Source organism: Chitinophaga agri, from assembly GCF_010093065.1.
Classification (GTDB): Bacteria; Bacteroidota; Bacteroidia; order Chitinophagales; family Chitinophagaceae; genus Chitinophaga; species Chitinophaga agri.
Genome location: NZ_CP048113.1, coordinates 4,005,846 through 4,031,003, shown reverse-complemented (window position 1 = coordinate 4,031,003; position 25,158 = coordinate 4,005,846). Strand labels below are relative to the sequence as shown.

Annotated in this window: 16 protein-coding genes; 5 read left to right on the top strand and 11 right to left on the bottom strand. The window is 47.4% G+C overall.

What is annotated here, in order from left to right:
• Positions 1-52 precede the first annotated feature (52 nt).
• On the top strand, positions 53-397 hold the full coding sequence (locus GWR21_RS15980) for a hypothetical protein (protein ID WP_162332721.1): 345 nt from the start codon (positions 53-55) through the stop codon (positions 395-397).
• Between the two features lie 37 nt (positions 398-434).
• On the opposite strand, the gene GWR21_RS15975 is transcribed toward GWR21_RS15980, so the two are convergent.
• Both GWR21_RS15975 and GWR21_RS15970 read right to left on the bottom strand, forming a co-directional pair.
• Positions 435-2,249 carry a glycoside hydrolase family 2 protein gene (locus tag GWR21_RS15975; protein ID WP_162332720.1) on the bottom strand — a complete coding sequence of 605 codons (1,815 nt, stop codon included), beginning with the start codon at positions 2,247-2,249 and terminating at the stop codon, positions 435-437.
• Between the two features lie 452 nt (positions 2,250-2,701).
• Positions 2,702-3,706 carry a helix-turn-helix domain-containing protein gene (locus GWR21_RS15970; RefSeq protein WP_162332719.1) on the bottom strand — a complete coding sequence of 335 codons (1,005 nt, stop codon included), beginning with the start codon at positions 3,704-3,706 and terminating at the stop codon, positions 2,702-2,704.
• Between the two features lie 217 nt (positions 3,707-3,923).
• Here GWR21_RS15970 and GWR21_RS15965 point away from each other — a divergent pair, with 217 nt between their 5' ends.
• A complete protein-coding gene (locus GWR21_RS15965) occupies positions 3,924-5,168 on the top strand; it encodes a PepSY-associated TM helix domain-containing protein (RefSeq protein ID WP_162332718.1) in 1,245 nt (414 codons plus the stop codon).
• Positions 5,169-5,291: 123 nt separating this feature from the next.
• Here GWR21_RS15965 and GWR21_RS15960 read toward each other — a convergent pair whose 3' ends face one another.
• Positions 5,292-6,323 carry a helix-turn-helix domain-containing protein gene (locus GWR21_RS15960; protein WP_162332717.1) on the bottom strand — a complete coding sequence of 344 codons (1,032 nt, stop codon included), beginning with the start codon at positions 6,321-6,323 and terminating at the stop codon, positions 5,292-5,294.
• 119 nt (positions 6,324-6,442) lie between these two features.
• Between GWR21_RS15960 and GWR21_RS15955 the strand changes: the two genes are divergently transcribed.
• Positions 6,443-8,083, top strand: a complete 1,641-nt coding sequence (locus tag GWR21_RS15955; RefSeq protein WP_162332716.1) for a M28 family metallopeptidase — start codon at positions 6,443-6,445, stop codon at positions 8,081-8,083.
• Between the two features lie 30 nt (positions 8,084-8,113).
• Here GWR21_RS15955 and GWR21_RS15950 read toward each other — a convergent pair whose 3' ends face one another.
• Complete coding sequence (locus GWR21_RS15950) at positions 8,114-8,845, bottom strand: retron system putative HNH endonuclease (protein WP_162332715.1); 732 nt, start codon at positions 8,843-8,845, stop codon at positions 8,114-8,116.
• A gap of 3 nt (positions 8,846-8,848) precedes the next feature.
• Positions 8,849-10,171, bottom strand: a complete 1,323-nt coding sequence (locus GWR21_RS15945) for an AAA family ATPase (protein WP_162332714.1) — start codon at positions 10,169-10,171, stop codon at positions 8,849-8,851.
• A gap of 351 nt (positions 10,172-10,522) precedes the next feature.
• On the opposite strand from GWR21_RS15945, the gene GWR21_RS15940 reads away from it, so the two are divergent.
• Positions 10,523-12,988, top strand: coding sequence for a tetratricopeptide repeat-containing sensor histidine kinase (locus GWR21_RS15940; RefSeq protein ID WP_162332713.1), 2,466 nt, complete (start codon positions 10,523-10,525; stop codon positions 12,986-12,988).
• Between the two features lie 5 nt (positions 12,989-12,993).
• Here the strand turns inward: GWR21_RS15940 and GWR21_RS15935 are convergent, their stop codons facing one another.
• The 3 genes from GWR21_RS15935 to GWR21_RS15925 are packed head-to-tail and all read right to left on the bottom strand — an operon-like array spanning position 12,994 to position 16,521.
• Positions 12,994-13,857 carry a caspase family protein gene (locus GWR21_RS15935; protein ID WP_162332712.1) on the bottom strand — a complete coding sequence of 288 codons (864 nt, stop codon included), beginning with the start codon at positions 13,855-13,857 and terminating at the stop codon, positions 12,994-12,996.
• Between the two features lie 23 nt (positions 13,858-13,880).
• Positions 13,881-15,434: a hypothetical protein gene (locus GWR21_RS15930; protein ID WP_162332711.1), complete on the bottom strand. Its 1,554-nt coding sequence runs from the start codon at positions 15,432-15,434 to the stop codon at positions 13,881-13,883.
• Positions 15,424-16,521, bottom strand: coding sequence for a caspase family protein (locus GWR21_RS15925; protein WP_162332710.1), 1,098 nt, complete (start codon positions 16,519-16,521; stop codon positions 15,424-15,426). Before GWR21_RS15925 ends, GWR21_RS15930 begins: the two co-directional genes overlap by 11 nt.
• Positions 16,522-16,890: 369 nt before the next feature.
• Here GWR21_RS15925 and GWR21_RS15920 point away from each other — a divergent pair, with 369 nt between their 5' ends.
• Entirely contained in the window at positions 16,891-17,946 is a 1,056-nt protein-coding gene (locus GWR21_RS15920; RefSeq protein ID WP_162332709.1) for a DNA topoisomerase subunit B, read from the top strand.
• 75 nt (positions 17,947-18,021) lie between these two features.
• Here the strand turns inward: GWR21_RS15920 and GWR21_RS15915 are convergent, their stop codons facing one another.
• The 3 genes from GWR21_RS15915 to GWR21_RS15905 form a co-directional block, all read right to left on the bottom strand.
• Complete coding sequence (locus GWR21_RS15915) at positions 18,022-19,854, bottom strand: alkaline phosphatase (RefSeq protein ID WP_162332708.1); 1,833 nt, start codon at positions 19,852-19,854, stop codon at positions 18,022-18,024.
• A 184-nt stretch (positions 19,855-20,038) separates the two neighbouring features.
• A complete protein-coding gene (locus GWR21_RS15910; RefSeq protein WP_162332707.1) occupies positions 20,039-21,553 on the bottom strand; it encodes a RagB/SusD family nutrient uptake outer membrane protein in 1,515 nt (504 codons plus the stop codon).
• A 21-nt stretch (positions 21,554-21,574) separates the two neighbouring features.
• Positions 21,575-24,982: a SusC/RagA family TonB-linked outer membrane protein gene (locus tag GWR21_RS15905; RefSeq protein WP_162332706.1), complete on the bottom strand. Its 3,408-nt coding sequence runs from the start codon at positions 24,980-24,982 to the stop codon at positions 21,575-21,577.
• Positions 24,983-25,158: the final 176 nt, after the last annotated feature.

Below are 25,158 nucleotides of genomic sequence, written 5' to 3'. Positions count from 1 at the left end.
ATTCCACTTTTCACACGTACACAGGTTTATTCACAAATTCAAATCTTACATCATGAAAAAAGCAAGACTATTGTTACTCGTGCTTGTTGCGATTGCTATTACCGGCGCTGTACTCTCTTTTAAAGCTTACCGGTTTACCAGTATTCCAGCCTGGAAGTATACCACAATGATGAGAAGTGCTAATAACCTGCCGTATTACTCGACCCGCTTTTTCTGTACGTCGCTTGCTGACGGTGCGTATTACATTTCCAATGGTGGCACGCTGTGGACGACGACCTATTACAGTACAGGTGCCCCTACAGGTGTTATCACGCTGACATCTCCTGGTGGTGGCGCGATCACTATTCCTGATCAGCCATGTGTGGTGATCTCGACATATGTGACGACGGCATTTTAACAACAACAGCCGGGTGACATCATCCGGCTGTTTTCAATTATCTGGTAAGCAAACTATTCACCTTCCTCATTTCTTCCACTTTCATCTTCATCACTTTCCTGTCATAGGTCATGAGCCCATTCTCCTCCGACTCCACGTCATACGGTTGTGTATAGATCGCTCCCGACAATCCCTGCTGCTCATACCGCTTCAGCCGCTCCATCATACTCATATACCGTTGTGCAAATCTTTCTGCCGTCACCTGTACATATCCCCAGCTGGTCGCCGGCGCCCACTGATGTCCGGGCGTGGGTACACGTACACCACCCCATTCACCCAATACCCTCGCTTTCCCATTAATAGCTGGCGCAATAGCAGGACCCGGATAATAATGCACATCCGCTACATCACTGCTGATCCAGCGGTCACTGACCGGTGTCGTACTATACTGATCGAGGTTCTCACCGGAATGTCCATTGATAATGCGTGAGGGATCACTTTGTTTCATCCACTCGGTAAGGGCCTGCTGATTGTATTTCCCCCAGCCCTCATTGAACAGGATCCACATGACAATAGACGGGAAGTGATGTAGTTGCCGCAGATTTTCGGCGTTCTCCTGCTCGAACTGAGAAGTGGAATAATAGTCTTCATCTGCACAGGGAACCATATCCTGCCAGACGAGCATCCCCAGGCTGTCCGCATAGTAATACCACCTGTCCGGCTCCAGTTTCACATGCTTTCTGATGGTATTAAATCCCATTTCTTTAATGGTTTTAATGTCAAATAACAGCGCTTCATCGGTAGGGGCAGTATATAACCCTTCCGGCCAGTATCCCTGGTCTAATACGCCCAGGTGGAAGGTATATTTGTTGTTGAGAAATAATCTGGGCAGGCCGGTACTATCTTTCTGCACAGCTATTTTCCGCATTCCGAAATAGCTGGTCACAGAATCAATCACTTTCCCGTGCCGTAAGAGGCGAACCGTCATATGATACAGAAAAGGATCTGCAGGACTCCACAGGCGGGAAAACGGTACGCCTAAGTCCAGCATCCGGCCGGCACGGCCATAGGTATGACCCGCCATGACATTTCCTGCATAGGCTGTAACGTCTACTGTTACACCGGTGGTATCCGATGCATTTACCCGCAGATTAAGACATTGGGCATCAATATCAGGAGTGGAATAGAGATCAGTGATGTAAGTCGGCGGTACGGTCTCCAGCCAGACCGTCTGCCAGATACCGCTGACGGCAGTATATAAGATCTTCCTGGGACGGAGTGATTGTTTCCCGCTCGGGTTGGGTCCAAGATTAGTCGGGTCGAGCACGGTTACGACCAACTCATTCTCTCCGGATTGCAGGGACGCTGTGATATCGAAAGAGAAATGCTGATAACCACCCATATGCCGGCCCAGTAGTTTGCCATTGAGGAAGACCGCCGCCCGCCAGTCGACCGCCCCAAAATGCAGTAACACCCTTTTCCCGCCTGACAGATCAGGCTTCCGGATCTGCCGCTTATACCAGAGCCGCTGCGTTGGTAACAGGGCTTTCTGTACTCCGGAAAGGGCTGATTCAATGGCAAACGGCACCAGGATCTCCCCATCAAATTTGTCGGGCATGCCCTGGTCCCATTTTGTAATTGCATATTGCCATAGCCCGTTCAGGTTCTCCCATTGGGAACGGGCCATCTGCGGACGGGGATATGCCGGCAGGACATTGCCGGGGGAGACATCCTTTGCCCAGCGGGTTTGTATGGGAACTGGCTGCATTCCCCAGCGGCCGGAAAATGAATCGCCCCTACCAAAGGCAAGGGCGATCTGCAAACAGGGGAAACATAGGGTAACGAACAAAAGCGTGCTTTTAAACGGTTTCATGTACCTGGGTTAAATATGTTAGGGGAGAAACAGTGTCCTTCGAACAATTGGCATCTTACAACTGGTATATGTTGCACTCCGATGAGCATGGTAACATTGCAAGAAAAAAGGTCCCGGCTAGAAAGCCAGGACGTTGTTTTCCTCAATATACCATTAAATGTTCTTGTCGTTTTTATAATAGGTCGTTATGGCAACGAAAACGAATAAGCTTGTTCTTGCTGTATTAAAGTTAGGTCATAATATAGCTGTTGATGTTAGGAGAAAGATGATGGATTTAGGAAACCGGGAATCGTTTTGAATTAGAAATCAGGAATTAGGAATTCATGCCGCTAACAGCACTGTAAACGAAATATTGTAAACATATTGATGATGTGCAAAAGAATGGCTCGCTATTGATATCACAGGGGTTAACCAGTTCCTGATTCTTAATTTCTAATTCTTAACTTCTGCTTCTAACTACTGATACTACTGTTCTTCCGCAGTTCCCTTGGGCTTAACGAAAATCGTTTTTTGACCGCATAAGAGAAACTGGAATAGTCCGTATACCCAAATTCTTCCGCGAGATCCTGTAACGGGATAGTCGTCTCCGTGAGTTTCCGGTAAATGATCCGCATTCGCGCATTCTGGAAGAAATCGTATACGGTAATGCCATGTCGGCTCCGGAAAATCTCTTCCAGTTTCTTTTCATTAGTACCGGCAAATCTCGCAAGTTGTTTGAGGGTTGGAGGTGATGGTTGCTGCAGATGTTTCAGCAGATGGACCTCCGTACGTTGGCCTCTTTCATGGTCGGCCGCACTCAGGCCATTGGCATCTGTTAGGTAACGTGAAAGCATATCAAGTGATTCAATGATGAGTTCTCCTGTTTTCTGTTCTCTGTACTTTTCGCTGGCAGCCTTAGGTAACTGGCGTTCTGTAATGTCCTGTATAATGTTGCGAAGCCGCTCGTGGGCTATCATATTCTGATCCAGGAGAGTAATGGTATTTTCATTAGATAATTTATCGAGTAACTCTTGTACAACGGGGAAACTTTCGTGATAGCTTTTTAGTTCGTCAACTGGTATCTGTATTTCCAGCGCAACGTACAACCCGGGCGATTTAAACCTGATCAGGTGACGGAGGCGCGGTGTTACAACAATGTTCATCTGGTGCTGAAAGGTCTCGCTTTCATGACCATTCAGCTCGTAAAACATATTCCCCTTCAATGTATGGTGGAGGAGCAGGTCGTCCACATTTCCTTTTACTTTGAATGCTGTTGGTTTGTTAATGATATAATGGCTTACCCACGCATTATAACTATTATTCCCCACCTGCTGGAACAGGATGCAGCCGAAGCTGTCACTCACCGCATAAAACGGTTTCGTGCCCTGCAGCGCATAGCTGGAATAGGCCTCGGGCAGACCGGGGGTAAACAATATCGGTTGCCCTATCTGGGTTGAAATGGACAATGGTAGGGTCATCGTACTACCAAATTATATCACAGCACTGCAGCCTGATTACCATTCCCCGATTTTTATTTTTCCGTTTTGCGTAAGTTAAATTCCGCTTTTGACACTTTTTTCCATTATAGCTGACCGACTTTTACCGCTCAAAGCGGTAAGGAGCCCTGGGCGAACGGAACAATTCAGTGGTCTTGTCGCAGAGTATACACGCAATCTTTAATATTTCATCTGATACATGAGGAACAACACGCTGCCTGCCAGCAGGAAAAAAGGACCTTCCTGGAGAAAAAAGCTGAATGCCTGGTTACACCTCTGGCTGGGACTGGCATCCGGTATTATCGTGCTGATTGTCAGCGTGACGGGTTGCCTTTTCGTATTTCAGAAGGAGATCAGCGAATGGGTACACCATGATACCATGTTTGTCACGCCCCTCCCGCAGGCCACCCTGCCTGTAAGTGTATTGCAGGAAAAAGCCCAGACCGCCCTTGGAAAGGAATTTCCCATAAAAGGTACCTACGCCTACCAGGATCGTGATCGTGCCTGGGAATTTATGACTTATGCACAAGGCGATGAACATGCCTGGACTATTTTCGGGACAACGGCCTATTATAAGATCGCTTACGTCAATCCATATACCGGTGCCGTTACCACCGTACGCGATATGAAGAAGGATTTCTTCGTGATCGTGAAATACATGCACTGGAGCCTCCTGCTGAATGATAAGGTCGGTCAGCCGATCGTTGGTTGGTCCACTTTTATCTTTGTCATCCTCCTCATCACCGGGTTGATCCTCTGGTGGCCAAAGAAATGGAATAAGAAATCCAGGGAACAAAGCTTTAAGATCAAATGGTCAGGCAAGTTTAAACGCATTAACTACGACCTCCACAATGTATTAGGATTTTATGCGATGACTGTAGCACTGGTGATTGCCCTCACGGGGATGGTATGGGCCTTCAAATGGTTTCAGACAACTGTCTATGTAGTGGCGTCCCGTAGCGTTACACCTCCGCAGCATAAACAGGTCACTTCAGATACCCTCGCACTCCCGCTGGCAGACATACACCCCGTTGATGTGGCGTATACGGCTGCTGTGAAACAGTTCCCTACTGCCAAACGCATCGGCATATGGGGCTCCGGACCGGAGAATACCGCTACGCTGCGCCTGTCCGTATACTGGGGAAAAGAAACCTTCTATGATCGTGATGATCTGCAGTTTGATAAGCACTCCGGTAAGTTGCTACTCCATGAGACCAGCAAAGACCGCAATGCAGGAGAAAAGCTGATCGGCATGAACTACGATATCCATGTGGGCGCTATTGCCGGACTGCCAGGTAAGATCCTTGCCTTTTTTGCCAGTCTGATCTGTGCGAGTCTGCCGGTAACTGGTTTTCTGGTATGGTGGAACAAGGGGAAAAAAGAGAAGAAGACCAGCAAGCAGCATCATAGGAGAGTGCATCAGCACGAAGCCGTTGGGAATTAAGGATCTGTTGCCTTTCCAAAGAAATATACTCATATAATCATTTACAAGGGCGTCTTCAATGATGAAGCGCCCTTGTAGCTTATAATAAGTTCAGTACGGAAAAATGCCTAATTCCCAACTGCATTAAAATACTTCCAGCTGCCGCTTCAGCGCCGCTTCCGGAATGCCCGTTATTGCTTCTGCTTTCCCCACAGGGATCACTTCTTCCGCCATTAACCTGCGGATCATCCTGTCCAGCCTACCAGGCCGCTCCTGACCGGTATATTGTCCCAGACCGGCTTCGTCTTTATTATCCGCCAGCATTCTGAAGAAAGCCCCCGTTTCTTTTTTGTCAATGATCTCTTTAAAGATGGCATGTTTAAGGATCACCTGCATGGGGAGCCCATATTGCTCTTTAATACCCATCAGTTCTCCGGGGGCAATGGTGGTTCGCTTATTGCCCAACAGGGATTCCAGTGTATCACCCGGTAAAAGCATTGAGGCGGCAAATGTCTGACAGATCCGGTCTCTGTCTGCGTCATCCGGGATAGTCAGTAATAGCTGTCCGAGTTCGTACAAAGCATGATAACGCTTGATATCTGCCGGACGATCCTGGTGAAGTACGATCAGCGGTACCCTGTCTATCCAGGCACTCAGCGCATCGAAGGTAACGGGCGCGTCTACTTCGATCATGCGCACGCCTTTTTCTTCCAGCATGCCGGCAATGTTGTGTATAGGCCCTCTGCCAAGATCCCATTTGTCCAGCAGTTTAACGGCTACTTGTGCGGCACCGGCTTCACTATTGACCGGAAACGGCTTCAGCGGGTTACTGAACCGAACGGTCATGTTGAGCAGTGATTCTGTTTGCAGATAGCGTTCCAGTACACTTTTAACTTTCTCCTTGATACTGTCGATCTGTTTTGATGGTACGTGTCCTTTACGTGGAAATTCAAATGCCGGTAATTTAAAAGCCGGTTGTCCTTCAAAGTAACCTGGTTTTACGCCCAATGCAGCTGATAGTAGCAGCAATATCTTACGGGAGGGATACATTAAGTCGGCTTCATATTTACTCAAAGCCTGTTTGGTAATGGAATTGGCAGTCTGATTGGCAAGGTCCTGCAGGGACCAGCCTTTGATTTTGCGTGCGGCTTTTAATCGTTCTCCGAAATGTTGCATACAGTTTAGATTTTGGAAGGGGGGTAGTTGACAAACTTATAATTATTTGTTGAAACAAAGAATAGCAGGGAGCAGATCGCACCTGATATTTAATATCTTTAAAGCAAATACACTGACTCATGAAAGACCTGCGCTATTTATTACTGCTTGCCTCGCTGGCTGCTGCCTGTAATACGGGCAATCCGTCCGCCGGCTCCGCAGATGACTCCACAGCCATTAAAGCGATCGACTCTGCCGGTCTGGTACGGGATATAAACGTACTGGCGTCCGACGAGTTTATGGGCCGTAAACCCTTTACGATAGGGGAAGAGAAAACACTGGCCTACCTGGAAAAGCGGTTTAGGGAGATCGGTCTGAAGCCAGGTAACGGTAACAGCTATCTGCAGGAAGTACCCATGGTAGAGATCCAGTCGAAGCCGGCAGGGAATCTGCGCTTCAAGGGGAAAAACGGTTCGCTGGAACTGACCTACCTCGACCAGTACGTAGCCGGCACCAAACGGGTGCAGGATCAGGTCGCGATCAATAACTCCGAAATGGTGTTCGCCGGTTTTGGTATCGTCGCCCCGGAATATAACTGGAATGACTATGCAGGACTGGACGTGAAAGGGAAAACTGTGGTCGTGATGGTGAATGATCCTGGCTTCTATGACAGCACGCTGTTCAAGGGGAATACCCATACCATGACCTACTATGGCCGCTGGACCTATAAGTTTGAAGAAGCCGCCCGCCAGGGTGCGGCAGGTGTCCTCATCGTCCATGATATACTACCCGCATCCTATGGCTGGACGGTGGTACGCAGTGGCTGGTCGAAGCCTAAACTGGACCTGCAGACGGCAGACAATAACATGGGCCGTGCGGCCATTGAAGGCTGGCTGACCCTCGAATCCGCGCAAAAGCTGTTCGCCCTGGCCGGTGTGTCCGACAGTGTGTTCAATCAGGCGAAAAGACGGGGTTTCAAGCCAATACCGCTGAACGTAACCGCTTCATTAACACTGAACAGCAAAACCCGGAAGTCCGTTTCTCATAACGTAGCAGCCCTGCTGCCTGGTACCGATCGTAAGGATGAGATCATTATCTACTCTGCCCACTGGGACCATCTCGGCGTTGGGGAAGCCGTAAAAGGGGATACTATCTACAACGGTGCCCTGGATAACGCTTCCGGTGTATCCGCATTGCTGCAACTGGCAACCGCTTTCACCAAACTGCCTCATCCGCCTAAACGCTCTGTCCTTTTCCTGGCAGTGACGGGCGAAGAACAGGGATTGTTAGGCTCTGAATATTATGCTACCCATCCGATATACCCGGTAAAATCAACGGTCGCAGATATCAATATGGACGTGATGAACTTCTTCGGCCGTACAAAAGATATCACGATCATCGGTAAGGGACAGTCCGAGCTGGATGAATATGCCGCAAAAGCGGCCGAAAAACAGGGCCGTTTCCTGATACCGGAGGCGAACCCCTCTGGCGGATGGTTCTTCCGTTCTGACCACTTTAATTTCGCAAAGGTGGGTATTCCCGCGTTATATCCTGGTAGCGGAAATATTTCTCTTGGCCATGATTCGGCCTGGGCGCCCGATCATGCGACGATGTATGGCCGTGATCATTACCATTCTCCGTTTGATCAGCTGGACCCCAGTTGGGAGATTGCAGGGATGGTAGAAGATACCAGGTTTTTGTTTGATGTGGGGCTGACGCTCGCGAACGAGGATAAGTTCCCGCAGTGGAAGGATGGTTCGGAGTTTAAGGCGAGGAGATAAGGTGGACGTATTAGAAAAAAGGTGTTGGCTTTAGGGTAGGCCAGAGCCAACACTTTTTTGGGTCATGGCAGCCTTAGTAGTATTTGAGATTTGCTTATGTATGGCCATTAATACAAACTCCTGAAAGTCTGTTTTAGGCTGGGTAAGATAATAGTCGAATAGTTGTTGCCAGGTGTAGTTGTTTTCAGCTTTTGTTTTCTTTACCTGATCCCACTTGAATCTCCTTGCATTGACAAGTTTATCGCAGTTTAAATTTAATATGCTGATAGTCTCTTCTATATTTCTCTTAATATTCGGGAATCCTTTTATGTTTTGTGGACTACCCAGTATTCTTCCTGAAATAAACTGTGTGCGGGAATTATATTCTACATCAAAAAATGGATTGATATCATTTATACTGGTCGTCTTACATCTTTCAAACAGCATGACTGGAAAAAAGTAGTTATTGTCAGCGCCATTGGCCCTGTATTTGTCACAATGACTGGTCTCATCTTTACCTTCATTGCCTTTGCAAACAGCGAATAAATTCAGATATTCCAGGTCAAGCGCTTGATTGTGAGACTGGCATATCAGGTGTTCAATGGTTGCATCATTGGGTGTAATCTTTTGTAAACAATACACGCAGAGGCCATTTTGTTCGGCAATAAGCACCTCCAGAATGGCTTTTCTTTGATGACCGTGGAGATGATCGTAATGATTGGCGTTATTAACAGCTTGTGTAAATTTTGTCGGAGCTGTTTTTGACTTATGGATGAATCTCATGTTCTATTGAGAATTTCTAACTCTTTCTGCTATTTCATTGACTTTGATGATGGCTTCGTCAGTTCCTGGTAGGATGTCATTTAACTCAGCTGCTATTTGAAGTAACCTTTCATAGTCGGCATCCTGTGAATCCGGATTTCCCGCAATTGCATCAAATTCTTTTAGTAAATCAAGTACTTTTTTCGCCCTGGGAGCAGCATCCATTGGATTGTCCAAAATTGAATTGATGTCCTGTCCATAAAAGGAGCTGGATATCCTCCTGACGGAATTGTCGGCTAACATATACAAAGTATCGATTTTTTCTTCTTCACTGTCCTGTCTTTCATGAAAGTTTGCAACGATGGTGGGACTGTGTGTTGTGATGAAAAATTGGACGTTCGGCAGTAATTGTTGTAAGAATGAAATAACCTTCGCCTGCCATTTGGGGTGCAGGTGCAAGTCGACTTCATCTATTGTTACCACTCCATTGATTTGTGCGGATAAATCAGTTAAATTAAGCCATGGATTTAGTTGAGATGCCCGCCATACCATGTCAATGATCAGGTAAATGATATTGCGGAAGCCATCAGAATAATTGGATAACGGTAAATTATGCTCATCGTCATAGTTGATAAAAAGCTCATTGTCGAAATCTGGTTCCTGATAGATTTTTAATGAGAAATCATGCGGCAAATCGAGAAAATGAATCAGGCACTGTCTGATTGCCTGTTCCACATTTTCCAATACCTTATCAGTGCTTTTTATTTCTTTGATATGCTTTGTTGCTCTCCTGATTACAGCTTTGCCCAGCCAGTCATTTAACACACCTTTTATAGCATCTTCCTTTAAGCATTGCAAATAGCCGTTACGGCGCCCCGCTTCTGCATCATATTTTTGTTTCTCAGTTATCTTGGCATCCTTAAATAGCCGTTGCGTAGAATAATATACAATCAACGGAGCAATAGTCTTATTATCATCTGTTTCAAAACATTCAAATATATGTTTGCCATATTCGATGACAGCACGCAGATGTTTGACATCATTGGCCCTTGTGTCACGCCTGATAGTTCTGGACCATTCTCCATTCACTATTTCTGAATAAGCTCTAACAGTTGCACTTGAAACCTTTTGTCCTCCGGCTATTCTTATTTCATCGAATGCTATGACTCTTTGCATCTTTGATTCTCTGGAACCAAAGAAACCCGCAACCGCAATATTTACGGCTTCAAGAATGGATGTTTTACCACTTCCATTGCTTCCGACAAATAGGTTAATGCCCGGAACGAAATCCAATTCCAGGTGCTCATAGTTTTTGAAGTTTTCTAATTCCAGATGATCTATACGCATATGTATACTTCCCTAATTTATCCTGTCAAACTTTATGTCAAAACGAAATCAATAGTGGATTAACTACCCGTGATTAGGATAAGTCATTTCAAAAATACACCGAAATAATTGTATTTTTTGATATACAGAAGTTCTTATTGGCTTCGCATCAGGGCAAATCATTCGCCATTTCCACTTTATTTTGCCCCCTTATCCCCCTTTCCTCCTCAAAGCAACAAGCGACGAACTAGCGACGGCCAAGCGCTATCCAGCCAACCTCCTCCAACCGCTCCCATCCCGCAGTCAATCCTTTTCCCCCTCCGTTAGGTAGATCAAAGAATCTTAGCCATCTTTGTAGCCTATTCAGCCAAAATGAGTGTATTCAGGACCGCCTTTTGCCTATACATCCTCCTGCTGTTTTGCCTGATTGTCAGCGCACAACCCCGGCTAAAAAAGGAAATGACCATCCAGGAACGCTGGGCGTTGATCAATACAGCTGCACAGGACAGTAATTTGGTCGATCTGATGATCGAGCAGGGGCAACACTATGTCTGGATGCCTGAAAAGCGCACCATAGACCTCGATACCGCGTTGTTATTATCCGGGCGGGCAAAAGACCTTGCCCGGCGGATCAATTACCGTAACGGCTATCTGGAAGCCCGTTTACTGGCCGTAAAAGCACTCATTGCCGGCCGTCAGTTCTCCCGCGTCACGGATATGATCAGCACATCGCCTGACGAAATATTTGCCATCCACGCACAACTACTGCTCGGTACCGAATACCTGGAGCGCCCTCTCGGCAATAAAAAGGACCTGGATACGGCCTTTGTATGGTTCCGCCGGGCATCCCAGCAAAGCCAGAAGATCAGATACCTCAGAGGACAAAGAGAGAGTACCCGTATGATAGGCCGGTATTATTTTGAGTCGCAGGATATCCGTTCAGGTAAACAGGCATACCTGTATATGATCAATGAATTACATGCAGAACGTGATTTCCAGGAGGAAGCTGACTGGTGGGTGGATCTCGGTTACCGTATCCCCGATCACGACAGCACCTTCACGGAAAAGGCCAATTATATGTCAAACGCCTTGCAGATCTACGTACGCCTGGGAGACATCCCTCGGCAGATATGGGTGTGGGGCGCCAGGGCGGAAGTCTACCGCCGGCAGGGAAAACTCGAACAGGCGGAAAGAGGCTTGCTGAAAGTGCTGGAGATGCAGCAGGCGCAGGGCGATAAATACGTGCAGAATACCTACACGCGCCTGATGGATATCAGCATGTTCCGCGGATATCTCAACAACGCATTAAGCTATGGCATCGCCTGTGTACAGGCAATTGACGAGACGGGCGACAGCGCCGCTGCCCCGGCCACCTATGAAAAACTGGGCGCTGTGTACAGTCAGCTCAATGATGCGCCCCGCAGTATTGAATGGTATAAAAAAGCGCAGACGGTATATGAACGTAATTTTGATAAAGGTCCGGTGTCCCGCGTTAATTACTACCTGACAAAAGAGATGATCAAGCTCGGCAGGACTAACGAGGCGGTAGCCATATTAAATCGTATGATGAAGACCTGCCCACCTGAACATCCGTTGAATAAACAGCTGGTGGCCGGTGCATTTGCCGCCTGCTATACACAACTGGGGCAATACCGCAGGGCGGAAAAGTACTACCAGGATATGTTGTACTGGGAAAGTCGTACCCGGTTGGGTAACGAGATATCAGCTATTACCTATCATGGTGTCGGACAGTTTTACCTTGGACGCAAACAATATACCCGCGCTGCCGCTTACCTGGATACCGGACTCGCTATCACCACTGGCCGCATGCCGGTCGCTATGCTGAAAGATATTCACCTCATGCTGTTTCAGACAGATTCTGTGTTGAACAAAAGTACGGAGGCCATCCATCACCTGCGCGCATACCAGCTATTAACCGACTCTGTGTATAATGCTACGCGTATGAGGGAACTGGAAGAACTTCAGGTAAAATATGAAACACGGCAGAAGGAAAAAGATATTAACGCACTGCGTAAACAAAGTCTGCTGCAGCAACAGCAGATCAGACAGTCCAATCTGCTGAAACGGGTCACTTTCGGCAGCAGCATCCTGTTAGTATTGCTATTACTACTGAGCGTAAACCGGTACCGCCTGAAACAACGTAGTATCCGGGCGCTCGACATCAAGCAGAAGGAGATCACCAGTAAGAACCAGTCTTTACAACGACTGGTAGAAGAAAAGGAATGGCTGATCAAAGAAGTCCATCACAGGGTAAAGAATAATCTGCAGATTGTGATGAGTCTCCTCAATACACAATCAAATTTCCTCGAAAGTGAGGCCGCACTAGCCGCTATCAGGGATAGTGCCCATCGTATGCAGTCTATTTCGCTGATCCATCAGAAACTGTATCAGTCAGAATATCTCAGTCTGGTCAGCATGCCTTCATATATCCATGAACTGGTGCACTACCTGGAAGATAGCTACCGGGGCATGCGCCGCATTTACTTTGACCTGCACATCGCCCCGATAGAAATGGATGTCTCGCAGGCCGTGCCCATGGGGCTGATCCTGAGTGAGGCGGTCACCAATGCGATCAAATATGCATTCCCTCCCCAGCAACCGGGTAGTATTTCTATCTCTCTGGACTATATCAGTGATGATAAATTACTGCTGATCATTGCCGATAATGGAAAGGGGCTGCCGTCTGATGTAAACTTCTCCGAAGGGAAATCCCTGGGTATAAAACTCATACAAACCTTTGCCGCGCAACTGGACGGGCAGCTGGATATTGAAAGTAACAAGGGACTCACCATCCGGTTAACCTTCCATCAAACGTAATCACTTTATCGCTGCACATTCACAGGCGCTGACTGTATACTGAAAGGCGCCTGACCCATAAAATCATACGCCTTATTGCCATAATGAAACAGGTTAGGATGCTGCCTGCCGTTAAAACCACGCTCTATCACGCTGAAAAGTGCTGTGTAATTAATGACCGGTTCCTGCATGGCTTGCTGTAACTGCGCAGTGAATAACCCGTTACCGGATACTTCCATGGCCAGTTCATCATCCTGACAGGCGCCGAATTGAATAACGTAGGCCCGGATATCATCCTGCCGGGTCTTAAGCGGTGCCTGTATGGTGTCATAGGTGGCTTTATGCGTATTATAGGTACGCATCAGCACATCCAGTGGTGCGAATCTCGCACGTGGGATAGTCACAGGATCTGAAGTTGTATGCATATCGACAGGAGCTGCAAGCTTTGCCACAGATCCCGAGTGACAACTATCTGAAAAGACCAGTATACGGACGCCTTCACTGAACTGACCGAAGCAGTCACACAGCTCATCATCTATCAGTTGCCGGTCATACAAACACCATGTCTCATCAAATCCGCTCATCTCTCCAAAATTATCAGTCTCATCATGATTACTGTCAATCAGTGCGCCACCATGCCCGGAGTACGTCAACAGGAGCATATCACCCGATACCAGTTGCGCAGCTGCATCACGGAGGTGCTGTAATACATTGTCCGTAGTGGCGTCGGATGTTAATAACATATGGATCTCCTGGAAACCTGCTTTTTCCGCCAGACTTTTATACACCGCCACGTCATTTTCACAGGCGAAGAGTTGTCCGTGCCAACCGGCGTACTTACTGGGATCGACGGCATTCAGTCCGATATGCAGTGCATAGCCTTGTGTCATGTGGTGTGATTAAGATATTGCATTCAATGTATGTTTTTTAATTTGTTAATATTCCTTACACTAAACTGCTCCGGTGTCCTTTCCGCATCACGGATGCTTTCCGAGAATGTAAGAATATGCTGCACCGTCTTCCGCACCACATTAGGCGGGATCTGCAGTCTGTTAGCCAGGTCATTCACATCCAGCTCGTGATCCAATTTCTCAATATAATAGAGCAACGTGCTGACAGTTTGTGATTGCAGCAGGCGCTTACCAATCTCCTCCGGCGAGGTCTCGTCACCAATGATCTTTTCCACCACACTCACAATGCTCGAGGTCATGGAATTGCGCGCCAGCGGGGCTGTCTTTGTCTTAGGTACGGGCAACGGGGCGGGCTGATAGGAGGTCCAGACCATATCGTTGTATAGCTTGTCAGTAATATACTCCAGCAAACTATCATCCACGATCACGTCAGGATGTCTGATAGACGCACGGATGATCGCCCGGATGCCTGCCATGAACATGCAGGGCTCGCTCAGGAATATCTCCGGAATGGGGTCTTTGTAGTATTGTGCTGCCATGATCTGCAATGCTTTTACATCAGGCGTATCATGCCCGAGTAAGGCAGGCAGGTGTTCGGTGACATTCCTGAAAAGCAGTTCCCTGTCATTTTCCGGACTACTGAAATATACGTAGGCAGCCAGCAACCCTTTCATCGGAGAAGTGAACTGTCCCTGTTCAAATTCCTGCAGCACTTTCTTTGGCAGGATATAGACACCGTTGTGGAATTTGTGGCGGAGTCCGTCGATGCGGTAATTGCCTTCATCATCATTTACAAATCCCTGTTGACGGGGTGCTATGAAGATGCTCATGGAAGGAAAGATAGGACCATAGCCAAAGGTCAGGAAAACCTGCGTTTGCCAGTACTGACCTGCGGCGCCCTGCGATTCCCCGCTGCTCCGGAATACCTGCAGGGGGATTTCCCGGGCAGGTAGATCGTTGTCGGATGGCAGGCCTGTTTTTGCGGTATGCCCGCTGTAATGCAGGTAATAGATCCCTTCCGGTAATATTGCATGAAAGGCCAGCCAGCCTGCATCTGTATCTTCTCTGATATCAGGCCCCTGCAATTTGTACAGCACCTGACGCCGGGCATCCAGGAGAGAGAAGCCTTCTCCGAGAGATGTCTGGTCATTGTTCAGTTCACGTCGTTTATGCACATCTGTATACCGGAAGAAAAGGAAGATAGCGCCGCCTTTTTTGTGTCCTTTTTTGACCGTTGTTTCAAGACTGTACTGATGTGCATTCAGTGTATAATATTCGTGAGAGGATTCAAATTTATCTGCCACCAGCGAAGCATATACCGGTGGAGTAGGGATCTGCACATGCATATTCTCCGAGAGGCGTACATGTTCCCGGATAATATTACCATCCAGTTTAAGGGTGATGCTATACAATCCTGGTTTAAGGGTCAGTTCAAGCTGTTCATATCCCCTGGCAATATCTTCCAGGAAGCCATTGTAAACTGTGAGATGGGCGAAATCAGCCATCACACCTACGGCAGAAACAGTGAGTGTATAGGTAGGCAGGTCAGAAGTCATATTGCATGGTTTTAAGTGTACCATCAATGGTGATAAATGCGGAAGTTTTGGTCGTTTTATTCGTGAGCTGGTGATACCCTTTGCCCAGTGGTACCAGCCAGGATTCGCCTGCCTGTACCGGACCGGATTTGATGTTATGCAGGTCCGGTCCGTCCAGACTGATCTCTCCGGCTGTTTTGAAAGTAATGGTTAATACGGTGCCGGGAATCCTGCCGGTGCGGTGTATCACGTAGTTCATGCCGTATTTGTTATTTCTGATGTCAGAGCGGACCGTCTGTGTCTGATTACGTTCCTGTGCGTAAGACTCTGTTTTTTCCCGGATGTAGTCTATGAAACTGGTGATGGTAATGTCGCCGTTGTTATTAACAGCGCCACCATTCAATGCTTCCATCAATGCTCTGGAGAAATAGCCATGTACCTGCAGACTTCCATCAGTATTCATCATGCCTTCCCAGGCCGCATTTTCATATTCGGATGCATAGAGCAGTACCGCCATCGTATTCGCACCGCCAGGACGGGCGCCGCCCAGCATAGAGTGCAGGGGCTTGGTGTTGATCTTTTTGTCACGGCAGCAGTCCAGGAAGAAATAGACCTCCTGGAACAGGTCTTTTTCCACCAGTAGATCCAGGTAGGCCTTAGATGAAAGTGCGGCATTGTAAAAACTGGGCGACCAGATAGGCAGGCACATCCCATTCACTTCCCAGTTGGAGCCAAAACCATGGCCCGAGAAATAAAAGTAGAGCCGGCGGGCAGGTTTGGCTGCTGCCATCTGCAGGATGTCGGACAGCGCTTTGTCAATAGACATCTGATCGGGCGTCTGACTACCCGGAGCGGATGGAATAAAGAATACATGCTGTGGATGAATATTGCCGCCATCGGCTTTGATGAGCCAGTTCTTTAACCGGCAGGCATCTGTGATAGGCCCGTTCAACGGGGCAAGACTCATATAATGGCTGACGCCTACAATGATGGCATAATCTTCTTCGTTAACAGGTAAACCTTTTAACAGATTTTCATTGACAACTTCTTCACAAAGGGCCGTAGCCGGGGGAAGGGGTGTTTCGGATATTACAGTTTGCGGAGTCATGGGGCTACTGATTTTTCTGTTGAATAATAATGTACGCAGCCTCCGGGAGGAATGCCGGTACGGTCTGCATAATGGTATGATACATGTGTTGCTGTTTGGGGTGTATGTAAAAGTATGCTATTGAAAAAAATCCGTCTTTGTATCTCGTTGCTGTGGTGTTGTATCTATGCATAAAATTACGCTACCTGCCGGATGTGAACAAGTTTAATTGACATATTGTAATGTGTTATGTATTAAAGAATAATTGGTTGTAAGTAGGCGCTTATTCCGGCAGTCAGTACGTCGGCTGCCTGGGTATATTATCTTATGGCCGACAGTGTATTCTTCTGCAATGATTGCTTTACATTGCAGGCTGTAAAGCAGAAAACTATGAATGGACGGCCTTCTCACAGTATCATCGAATCTATACGCAGGCGACCGGTCATGTACCTGGGATCGATGAATAGCTACGGTATCAGACGACTGATCAAACTGGTCATCACTGATTATCTCGAAGATGTAACAGGCATAACAGGTATCGAAATTACGTTCAGTGCTGATAATCACATCAGCATGTTGATCACCGGCGCGTCTATAGATGAACTGCAACACGAGATCGCTTTCCTGGAAGAGACCGGATCCGGTAAGAACTTCAAGACAGCCCTGCTGGTGGGATATGGTGCTACCACACTGATACGTATCACAACGGATGTGGAAGTTTCCCTGATCAGTTCAAAGGGGAGTTATGAAATACTGACGAAGCCAGCGGCGGAAGAGCCGGGTAGTATCCGGGTCGACTGCTGGCTCGATGGCGACCTGTTTAAGGATAATCAGCCGGCCTATATTCCTACAAATACTATGTTACAGCAGATGGCTTACCTCAATCCAGGTCTGAAGATCGTTAGTACGGATAATGGGGAAGAGTTTCAGCGTAATGTATTTCATTTTAAGAATGGCATCAGTGAGTTGTTTCATGACCTGCTGGACAAACATTATTATGGCCATGTGAACAGCTGGTTACCCCTGGAACTGAAGACCGCTATCAACGGATATATCATTCATATCATTCTCAAATATCATCATATCTACACCACACATCCGGATCCCTATATCCGTTCCTATGCAGATAATGAAAATACCAAGGAACATGGCTCACTCGTGGAGGGTGTGATAAAGGGCCTGGAAGATGCGTTTACAGCAGTAGGCGAAAAAGAAGAGTGGGACCTGAAGGTGACGAAAAAACGCATTGGTAAACAGCTGGTATTGTTTGCGGCAGTAAAGGGAGAGCCGCTGACGTATGGTGGTGTAGGTAAGAACAAGCTGGATATGCCGGGACTGAAAAGAGACGTGCGTAAGTATGTGAAAAAGATGGTGTTGAAGCACCTGGAAAGTAACAAAGGAGACAGAAAGCGGGTATACGACAAGTTCAAAAGGAAAGAAGATTAATATCATTTGCTGAGATAAAAAGAAAGCGGTTCATCTTGAACCGCTTTCTTTTTATCATGATAGTGCTGTAATTGTCTATTGCAGCAGGGCGATGATCTTCGCGAAGATCTCGGTATTCTCATATACACCTCTGAAATCCAGCGAATGCGGACCGTAGGCAAATACCGGCACCATTACTGACGTATGGTCATTCGTACTGAAATGTCCTTCTACATATCCTTTGGAAAAATTACCATCCAGCAGGGATAAACCACCGGTTTCATGGTCGGCCGTAACGATCACTAATGTATGACCATCTTCATCTGCAAATTTCATAGCCGCTCCGATCGCCTTGTCAAAATCCATCATCTCGGTTGCGACATAAGGTACTACGTTTGCGTGACCGCCATAATCGATCTGCGCACCTTCCGCCATGATAAAGAATCCTTTCTGTTGTCTACGCAGCGAGGCGATGGACTTTTCCAGCGATTGTGTCAGGAACTCGCCTCTGCCTTTCAGCATGGAGCGTTCCGCACGCGGATCCAGTATGATGAATTTATCTGACTGCATATTATTCAGTTCATCCAGGTTGGTGCTGAAGGTATAGCCTTTTTGCTGCAGTATTTTAGACAGATCGCGGCCATCTTTGCGCTGCACGAAATGCTGAGGACCACCACCGATCAGGATACTGACAGGCGTGTTCAGGAAGCCGGCAGCAATTGAGTCTTCCATACTTCTGTCAGGTACATGTCCGAAGAAGGCGGCTGGTGTCGCATCGGTAATATCGCCGGCGCTGATCACCGCACTGTTGTAGCCCTTAGGGGCAATGACATCCGGAATCGCCGGTATACGAACGCCGGTAGCATCTACACCCACATAGCGGTTATTGGTCTTCTTGCCGGAGGCCATGGCCGTACCACCTGCGGCAGAATCCGTGATGTAGCTGTCTGCTGAATACGTTTTTGAAAAGCCGATATTCTTCATCTGCAATACGTTCAGCTGACCGTGGTTACCGGTAAAACCAGCGTATACCTGCGTCAGGCCCATACCATCGCCGATCAGCAGGATCACGTTGTTCACTTTGCCCATGCTGTCGTTGTTCACATAGCGGGCTTTGTATAAAGTATGTGTAGCGGCAGTGCCGTTGTATTCAATGTTTTGCCTGTTGGACAGGAATTTGGCCATATCTTCTACCAGGTCGGTACCGATATAGTCTGCGCCCATGTTCATCTGGGTCTTCCAGGCGTTCACATTGTCTGCTACGCCCCAGAAACGCACTTTTTTGCCAGCCTGGTGTACGCTATCGATCCAGTGCTGCATCTGCTCTCTCTCTGCTTTTACGATAATTCCTTTACCATTCCAGTTGGTAAATTGTTTGATATCCACGCTGTACATCGGGATACGTTTTTCCTGTGCTGCCGTATAGGTGGCGCCGCGTTTTCCATCGAAATGAATGTACGCAGGATATTGTGACCACAGCGCAGGTGCTGGTTGATCGCCACTGATGGTGATCACAACGGTCGGGTTCTTAGAGATGGTCGGGTAACGGTCCAGTATTTTTACCAGTGCCTTCATTGTAGGAATGCCGGTGGTCTTGAAGTCGATCATCAGCTGCAAGGTATCCGTACTGTTCTTATAGGCAGTCCCCCCGTTCTTTTTTATCTGCTCCTGTAATGGCTGCAGATAGAGTTTTTCCAGTGTACGGTCCGCGAGAATGGCTTCTTCTTTATGCGCAGCGAATAGCTGCCCGTTACGTTCAAATACATCTGCTTCTATAGAACCGTAGTGACGTACATATGCCGTCAGGAATGGTATCGGCTGTTCATAGTCATTATGGGAGTGGGCATTGATGGCTTTATAGTTATTTGTTTGTGCGCCGGCTGTCATGGCAGCGAACAGGAAGAGAGAAAGTAAGCTAGATCTGACCATTATTAAATTAGTAATTAGAAATTAGGAATTAGGAATGAGACAAAAAAAAATAGGAACTAGCAATAAGAACCTGTCTGATCATAATGACAACTTATAACAGACCCGGAGATTATCTTGCCTGAAAACCTACATATAGTCAGGCAAGATAATTCCTAATTCTTAATTCCTAATTCCTATTAATCACTTATTCCCAGCCGCCGTTCTGTTTAACCACGCCGCCGCTGCTGATCACTTCACTTCTTGGTACCGGCCATACATTGTGTTTGGCAGGATCGAAGCTACGTGCAGGCCATACTACGGAGCCGTCAAAGCCGTGCAGTGGTTTAGCATAAGCAGCCTGTGCATCACCCCAGCGTACCATGTCGAAGTGGCGGTTAGCCCATTCGCCGGCCAGCTCGGAGCGACGTTGTTTTTTCAGTTCGGTCATATCTGCATTGGTGACATCTTTCAAGCCAGCACGGTGTCTGATCAGGTTAATCTCCTTATCAGCATTCTTACCCTGTTGCAGTTCTGCTTCTGCTTTGATCAGCAGTACTTCTGCGTAACGCAGCAGTGGCAGGTTCAGGTCGGTCGTAGGATGGTCGCCGTTAGGGCTCAGGTGCTGACCGTTAGGATAAGAGAATGGTTCCATGTATTTACGGAACTGATAGCCTGATAAACTGTTGGTAGACGCATAGGTACGATCTTCACCATAGAAAGTAAAATGATCGCCTGGTTTCAGGATAGTAGCCTCTCTTCTCAGGTCACCTGCTTCATAGGAGTCATACAACTCTTTGGTAGGCATATAATATCCCCAGCCATTGTATTTACCCCATCCTTTGTTTTCCAGCATTACACCTGGCAGGATGCTTCCCCAGCCACCTGGGCCTTTGGAATTAGAATAAACAGACCAGATATACTCGCTTGTCCAGTTGTTGGAGATGGTAAATACATCTTCAAACTTGTCCAGCAGTTTATGTTTGCCGCTCAGGATCACAGAGTCAGCATATCTTTCAGCATTCGCATAATCCTTCTTGTACAGGAACATTTTGCTTAAGAAGGCGAATGCAGCTGTTTTATGCGGGCGACCATAATCATCTGAACCATATTCATTGAAATAAGGCAGTAAAGACGCCGCTTTTTTCAGTTCCTGCTCTACATAATCATATACCATGTTAACATTGGCAGTACGTGGTATAGGCTTGGCACCGGTCAGGCTGTCGCGCTTTACGATAGGTACGCCGGCACGGGCATCACCGTAAGTATATGCGAGCTCAAAGTACATCAGGCCACTGAGGAAGTACGCTTCACCCAGGATGCGGTTCTTCAGTTTCTCGTCCATCTGGATAGCCGGTACGTTCAGGATCACATCGTTCGCACGTTTGATCACGATGTAACGTTGTTTCCATTGTCCTTCGGTATAGGAACCGCCGATAAAGCTGCTGTTGAAGTTCTTGATGTTATCACCTTCTGCTTTTACACGACCAGTGACCATATCATCGCTGGCGTTGATAAACCACCAGTAGCCACGGCCATAGAAGTTTTCATCGTCAAACATGCTGTACATGGCGTTGGCGCCGGCAACAGCGTCAGTTTGTGTTTGCCAGAAGTTACCGGTGGTAGGCGCACCTTCCGGAACGATGTCCAGCTTTTTATTACATGCCGCCAGCAGGGAGATACCGGCCAGGGAAAGGGTTATATTTTTTATGAGTTGTTTCATTATGATCGTCGTTTGTATTGATTAGAAATTAACGTTCAGACCTACCAGTACGCTCTTCGCCTGTGGGTAACGGCCTTTATCCACACCTAATTCGTCCATACCTACTTCAGGATCGTATCCTTTGTATTTGGTAATGGTAAACAGGTTGTTAGCTGTTACATATACTCTTACAGCGCCGATTTTTGCACGATTGGTCAGTACAGCTGGTATAGTATATCCCAGGGAGATATTCTTGATACGCAGGTAGGAACCGTTTTCGATATACCAGTCAGAAGTGTTACCGTAGTTACCGTTTTCGTCTGTAGAGATGATACGGGTAACGTCCGTGTTAGTGTTAGTTGGCGTCCATGCATTCAGGATACCGGTCAGCATGTTATAGTTGGTACCGATGCTTGGGTTCATGTTGGTATATTTCAGTGCGTTGAACAGTTTATTACCCTGTACGCCCTGAGCGAACACGTTGATGTCAAATCCTTTGTAAGCGGCATTCAGACTGAAACCATAAGAGAAGGATGGGAAAGGACTACCAACGACCTGTCTGTCATTGTTGTTGATGCTACCATCACCATTCGCGTCAACGAATTTACGGTCACCAGGTTTAGCGTTCGGCTGTATTACTTTTCCATCTTTGTTTTTGTAGTTGTCGATCTCTGCCTGTGTCTGGAAGATACCGTCTGTTTTGATCACGTTGTATGCATAGATCTGGTGGCCTACGCGGGTAACGATCGGGTTCAGTGTGCTACGCACGTTGATACCGGTGGTAGCCAATATTTCAGGCATGTTGCCAGTCAGTTCCAGCAGTTTGTTGTCCACTTTCGTGAGGGTTGCACCTGCACCATAGGTGAAGTCTTTACCCAGACGACCATTGTAGTTGATACCCAGTTCAATACCTCTGTCACGTGCTTTACCTACGTTGTCATATGCACCCACAGAAACACCGGAAGTACCTGGAGGATCAACCAGCAGGATCATGTTACCAGTGGTTTTGATGAAGTAGTCAGCAGTAAAAGAAAGACTGTTGTGGAAGAAAGCGAGATCCGCACCGAAGTTCACCTGGCGGGAGTTCGCCCAGGTCAGGTTTTTATTAGACAGTGCAGTTTCTGCCAGACCGGTCAGCTGCGTACCATTGGCGCCCATATAAACCATCACAGGGGTTAGGTTGATATCGATCGCGTTGTTTGGCAAGCTGGCCAGGTTACCTAACAGGCCATAGCTGGCGCGCAGTTTACCGAAGCTCAGGACAGACTGTTTAGGGATAAATTCTTCTTCAGTGAATACCCATCCACCGGAAACAGAGTAATAATTCTGATAGCGGTTCGCAGGACCTACCAGGGAGCTACCATCACGACGACCTAAAGCGGTGAACAGGTATTTACCTTTGTAGTCATAGTTCACACGACCCAGGAAACCTTCCAGTGCTCTTTCGCTTTTGCCGCTCTTCGGTTGTAACCATGCACCGGCATTATCAAAATATCGGTACACATCTCTTTCATCACCAAAGTTGCTCGCAGAAACAGTCAGCGAAGTATATTCATCATGCTGATAAGTATAACCAGCCACAGCGCTCAGGTTATGTACACCATTGAACTGTTTGTTATAGGTCAGGGTCTGTTCAGCCAGCAGGTTCGTTTCATTGTTGATACTTTCAACGAGGCTGTTGCTGGTGTTGATCTTACCTATTTCCAGTACACGCGTAGTGAAGTTCTTGTTATCACGGAAGGTCTTGGTGAAAGAGAAGTTAGAACGGAACGTCAGGTCTTTAGTCAGATGTACTTCTGCATAAGGGTTGATGTTCATAGCGGTAACAGGTGTTCTGTTATCCATTCTCTCCAGGGTAGCAACAGGGTTGGCGATATCACCATAAGAACCTGCGTAGTCAGCCGGCATACCGCTGAATGCACCAGTAGGGGTACGAGGCGTCACCTGACGAGGGTAGCCTAACGCCGTAAAGATCGCACCTGTATAAGGGCTGGTGGTGTTTGCACCATTACCATTGCTATAGGTGAAGGACAGGTTCTCGCCTACTTTCAGCCATGGTTTTACCATTGCATCAGAGTTCAGACGGAAGGTATAACGTTCAGACTGTGTATTCAGCAGGATACCTTCGTTACGACGGTAGCCGAAGCCCATGTAATATCTGCTTTTGTCAGTACCACCTTTAGCGCTGACGTTGTAATCATTGATCTTGCCGGTGCGGAAGATCTCGTCCTGCCAGTCAGTACGGGTGATCTGACCATCAGGATATTTGGTCGCATTGAATGCATCCGCTAGTGGTTTACCAGCAGCACCGTAAGCGATGTTCTCTACATCAGCAAACTGTTTAGCCGTCAGCACGTCCAGTTTTTTAGCTGCATACTGCCAGCCGATCTTCGCATCGAAGTTAACGGTAGCAGCGCCTTCCTTACCTTTTTTAGTGGTGATGAGGATCACCCCACCAGATGCTCTTGCACCATAGATAGCTGCAGCTGCATCTTTCAGTACGTTGATAGATTCGATATCGTTCGGGTTGATAGGACCGCCGGTATAGATGGAACCATCTACGATCGTCAGCGCAGATTCACCGTTGATACCGCCCAGACCACGCACATAAACTTTAGGAGAAGAGGTCGGGTCACCACCATTGTTCTGTACGATCACACCAGGTGCTTTACCCTGGAGTGCTTCATTCGCATCGTTCAGGGAACGGGAGCTCAGCTTGTCCAGTTGTACGTCAGCCACAGCGCCTGATACGGTCGCTTTACGCTGTGTACCATAACCAACTACTACCAGCTGGTTCAGGTTCATGCTGTTTTCCACCATGGTAACCTGGAAGCTGCGTTGTGTGCCGATAACGATTTCCTGTGTTTTGAAACCGATCATGCTTACTACGAGCACCAGGCTGTTTGCCGGAGCAGGAACAGACAGTTTGAACTGGCCGGTACCATCAGTACCAGTACCATTGGAAGTACCTTTGATCATGACTGTCGCACCGATGAGCGGACCGTTCTTATCGGAAACGGCACCAGTCAGGGTGATCTTTTCCTGTGCCTGCTGACCAGCGGCTGCGATGTTGCCAGCTGGTGTCGCCGGAGCAGCAGCGCTGTCATAGATCAATACGGTATTATATCTTTCTTCGAATTTCAGAGAGGATTGACCTAACAGGTCCTGGAGGATAGCCACTACAGATTTCTTCTGATAAGTTTCTGCATGCACCTGTATTTTACGCAGGGCGGCTTCATCATAAGCAAGGCTGATCTGTGCCTTTGCTTCCAGTTGTTTCAGTGCGGCAGAAAGGCTGCCCTGCTGTACCTGGAAACGTTGTAATACTTTTTGTAGTGCCTGAGCGCCGGATGGCAGTGCAAAGGCAGTTGACGCCAGCACGAGCATCGACAGACCCGTGAGGAGCACTGAGCGAAGCCGTGAAGAGAAATGTACTTTGTCTTTTTGCATATATGTCTGTATTAAGGTAAAGGCAATAGAAATCCGGACACTGTTGAGAGGGCCGGATGAAAGGATTAGGAATTGGTAACTAGGAATTGTTAGCCTGACGATTTTATAGTTTTCTTGTTTGTCCCAGGTAGAAAATGTAGCATCGCGTTATCTTATTAAATGCAGTTGAGCATACA

What these genes read in the sequence shown, in the direction of transcription:
- GWR21_RS15980 (WP_162332721.1), top strand. Translation starts at nt 53, where the DNA reads ATGAAAAAAGCAAGACTATTGTTACTCGTGCTTGTTGCGATTGCTATT.
- GWR21_RS15975 (WP_162332720.1), bottom strand. Translation starts at nt 2,249, where the DNA reads ATGAAACCGTTTAAAAGCACGCTTTTGTTCGTTACCCTATGTTTCCCC.
- GWR21_RS15970 (WP_162332719.1), bottom strand. Translation starts at nt 3,706, where the DNA reads ATGACCCTACCATTGTCCATTTCAACCCAGATAGGGCAACCGATATTG.
- GWR21_RS15965 (WP_162332718.1), top strand. Translation starts at nt 3,924, where the DNA reads ATGAGGAACAACACGCTGCCTGCCAGCAGGAAAAAAGGACCTTCCTGG.
- GWR21_RS15960 (WP_162332717.1), bottom strand. Translation starts at nt 6,323, where the DNA reads ATGCAACATTTCGGAGAACGATTAAAAGCCGCACGCAAAATCAAAGGC.
- GWR21_RS15955 (WP_162332716.1), top strand. Translation starts at nt 6,443, where the DNA reads ATGAAAGACCTGCGCTATTTATTACTGCTTGCCTCGCTGGCTGCTGCC.
- GWR21_RS15950 (WP_162332715.1), bottom strand. Translation starts at nt 8,845, where the DNA reads ATGAGATTCATCCATAAGTCAAAAACAGCTCCGACAAAATTTACACAA.
- GWR21_RS15945 (WP_162332714.1), bottom strand. Translation starts at nt 10,171, where the DNA reads ATGCGTATAGATCATCTGGAATTAGAAAACTTCAAAAACTATGAGCAC.
- GWR21_RS15940 (WP_162332713.1), top strand. Translation starts at nt 10,523, where the DNA reads ATGAGTGTATTCAGGACCGCCTTTTGCCTATACATCCTCCTGCTGTTT.
- GWR21_RS15935 (WP_162332712.1), bottom strand. Translation starts at nt 13,857, where the DNA reads ATGACACAAGGCTATGCACTGCATATCGGACTGAATGCCGTCGATCCC.
- GWR21_RS15930 (WP_162332711.1), bottom strand. Translation starts at nt 15,434, where the DNA reads ATGACTTCTGACCTGCCTACCTATACACTCACTGTTTCTGCCGTAGGT.
- GWR21_RS15925 (WP_162332710.1), bottom strand. Translation starts at nt 16,521, where the DNA reads ATGACTCCGCAAACTGTAATATCCGAAACACCCCTTCCCCCGGCTACG.
- GWR21_RS15920 (WP_162332709.1), top strand. Translation starts at nt 16,891, where the DNA reads ATGAATGGACGGCCTTCTCACAGTATCATCGAATCTATACGCAGGCGA.
- GWR21_RS15915 (WP_162332708.1), bottom strand. Translation starts at nt 19,854, where the DNA reads ATGGTCAGATCTAGCTTACTTTCTCTCTTCCTGTTCGCTGCCATGACA.
- GWR21_RS15910 (WP_162332707.1), bottom strand. Translation starts at nt 21,553, where the DNA reads ATGAAACAACTCATAAAAAATATAACCCTTTCCCTGGCCGGTATCTCC.
- GWR21_RS15905 (WP_162332706.1), bottom strand. Translation starts at nt 24,982, where the DNA reads ATGCAAAAAGACAAAGTACATTTCTCTTCACGGCTTCGCTCAGTGCTC.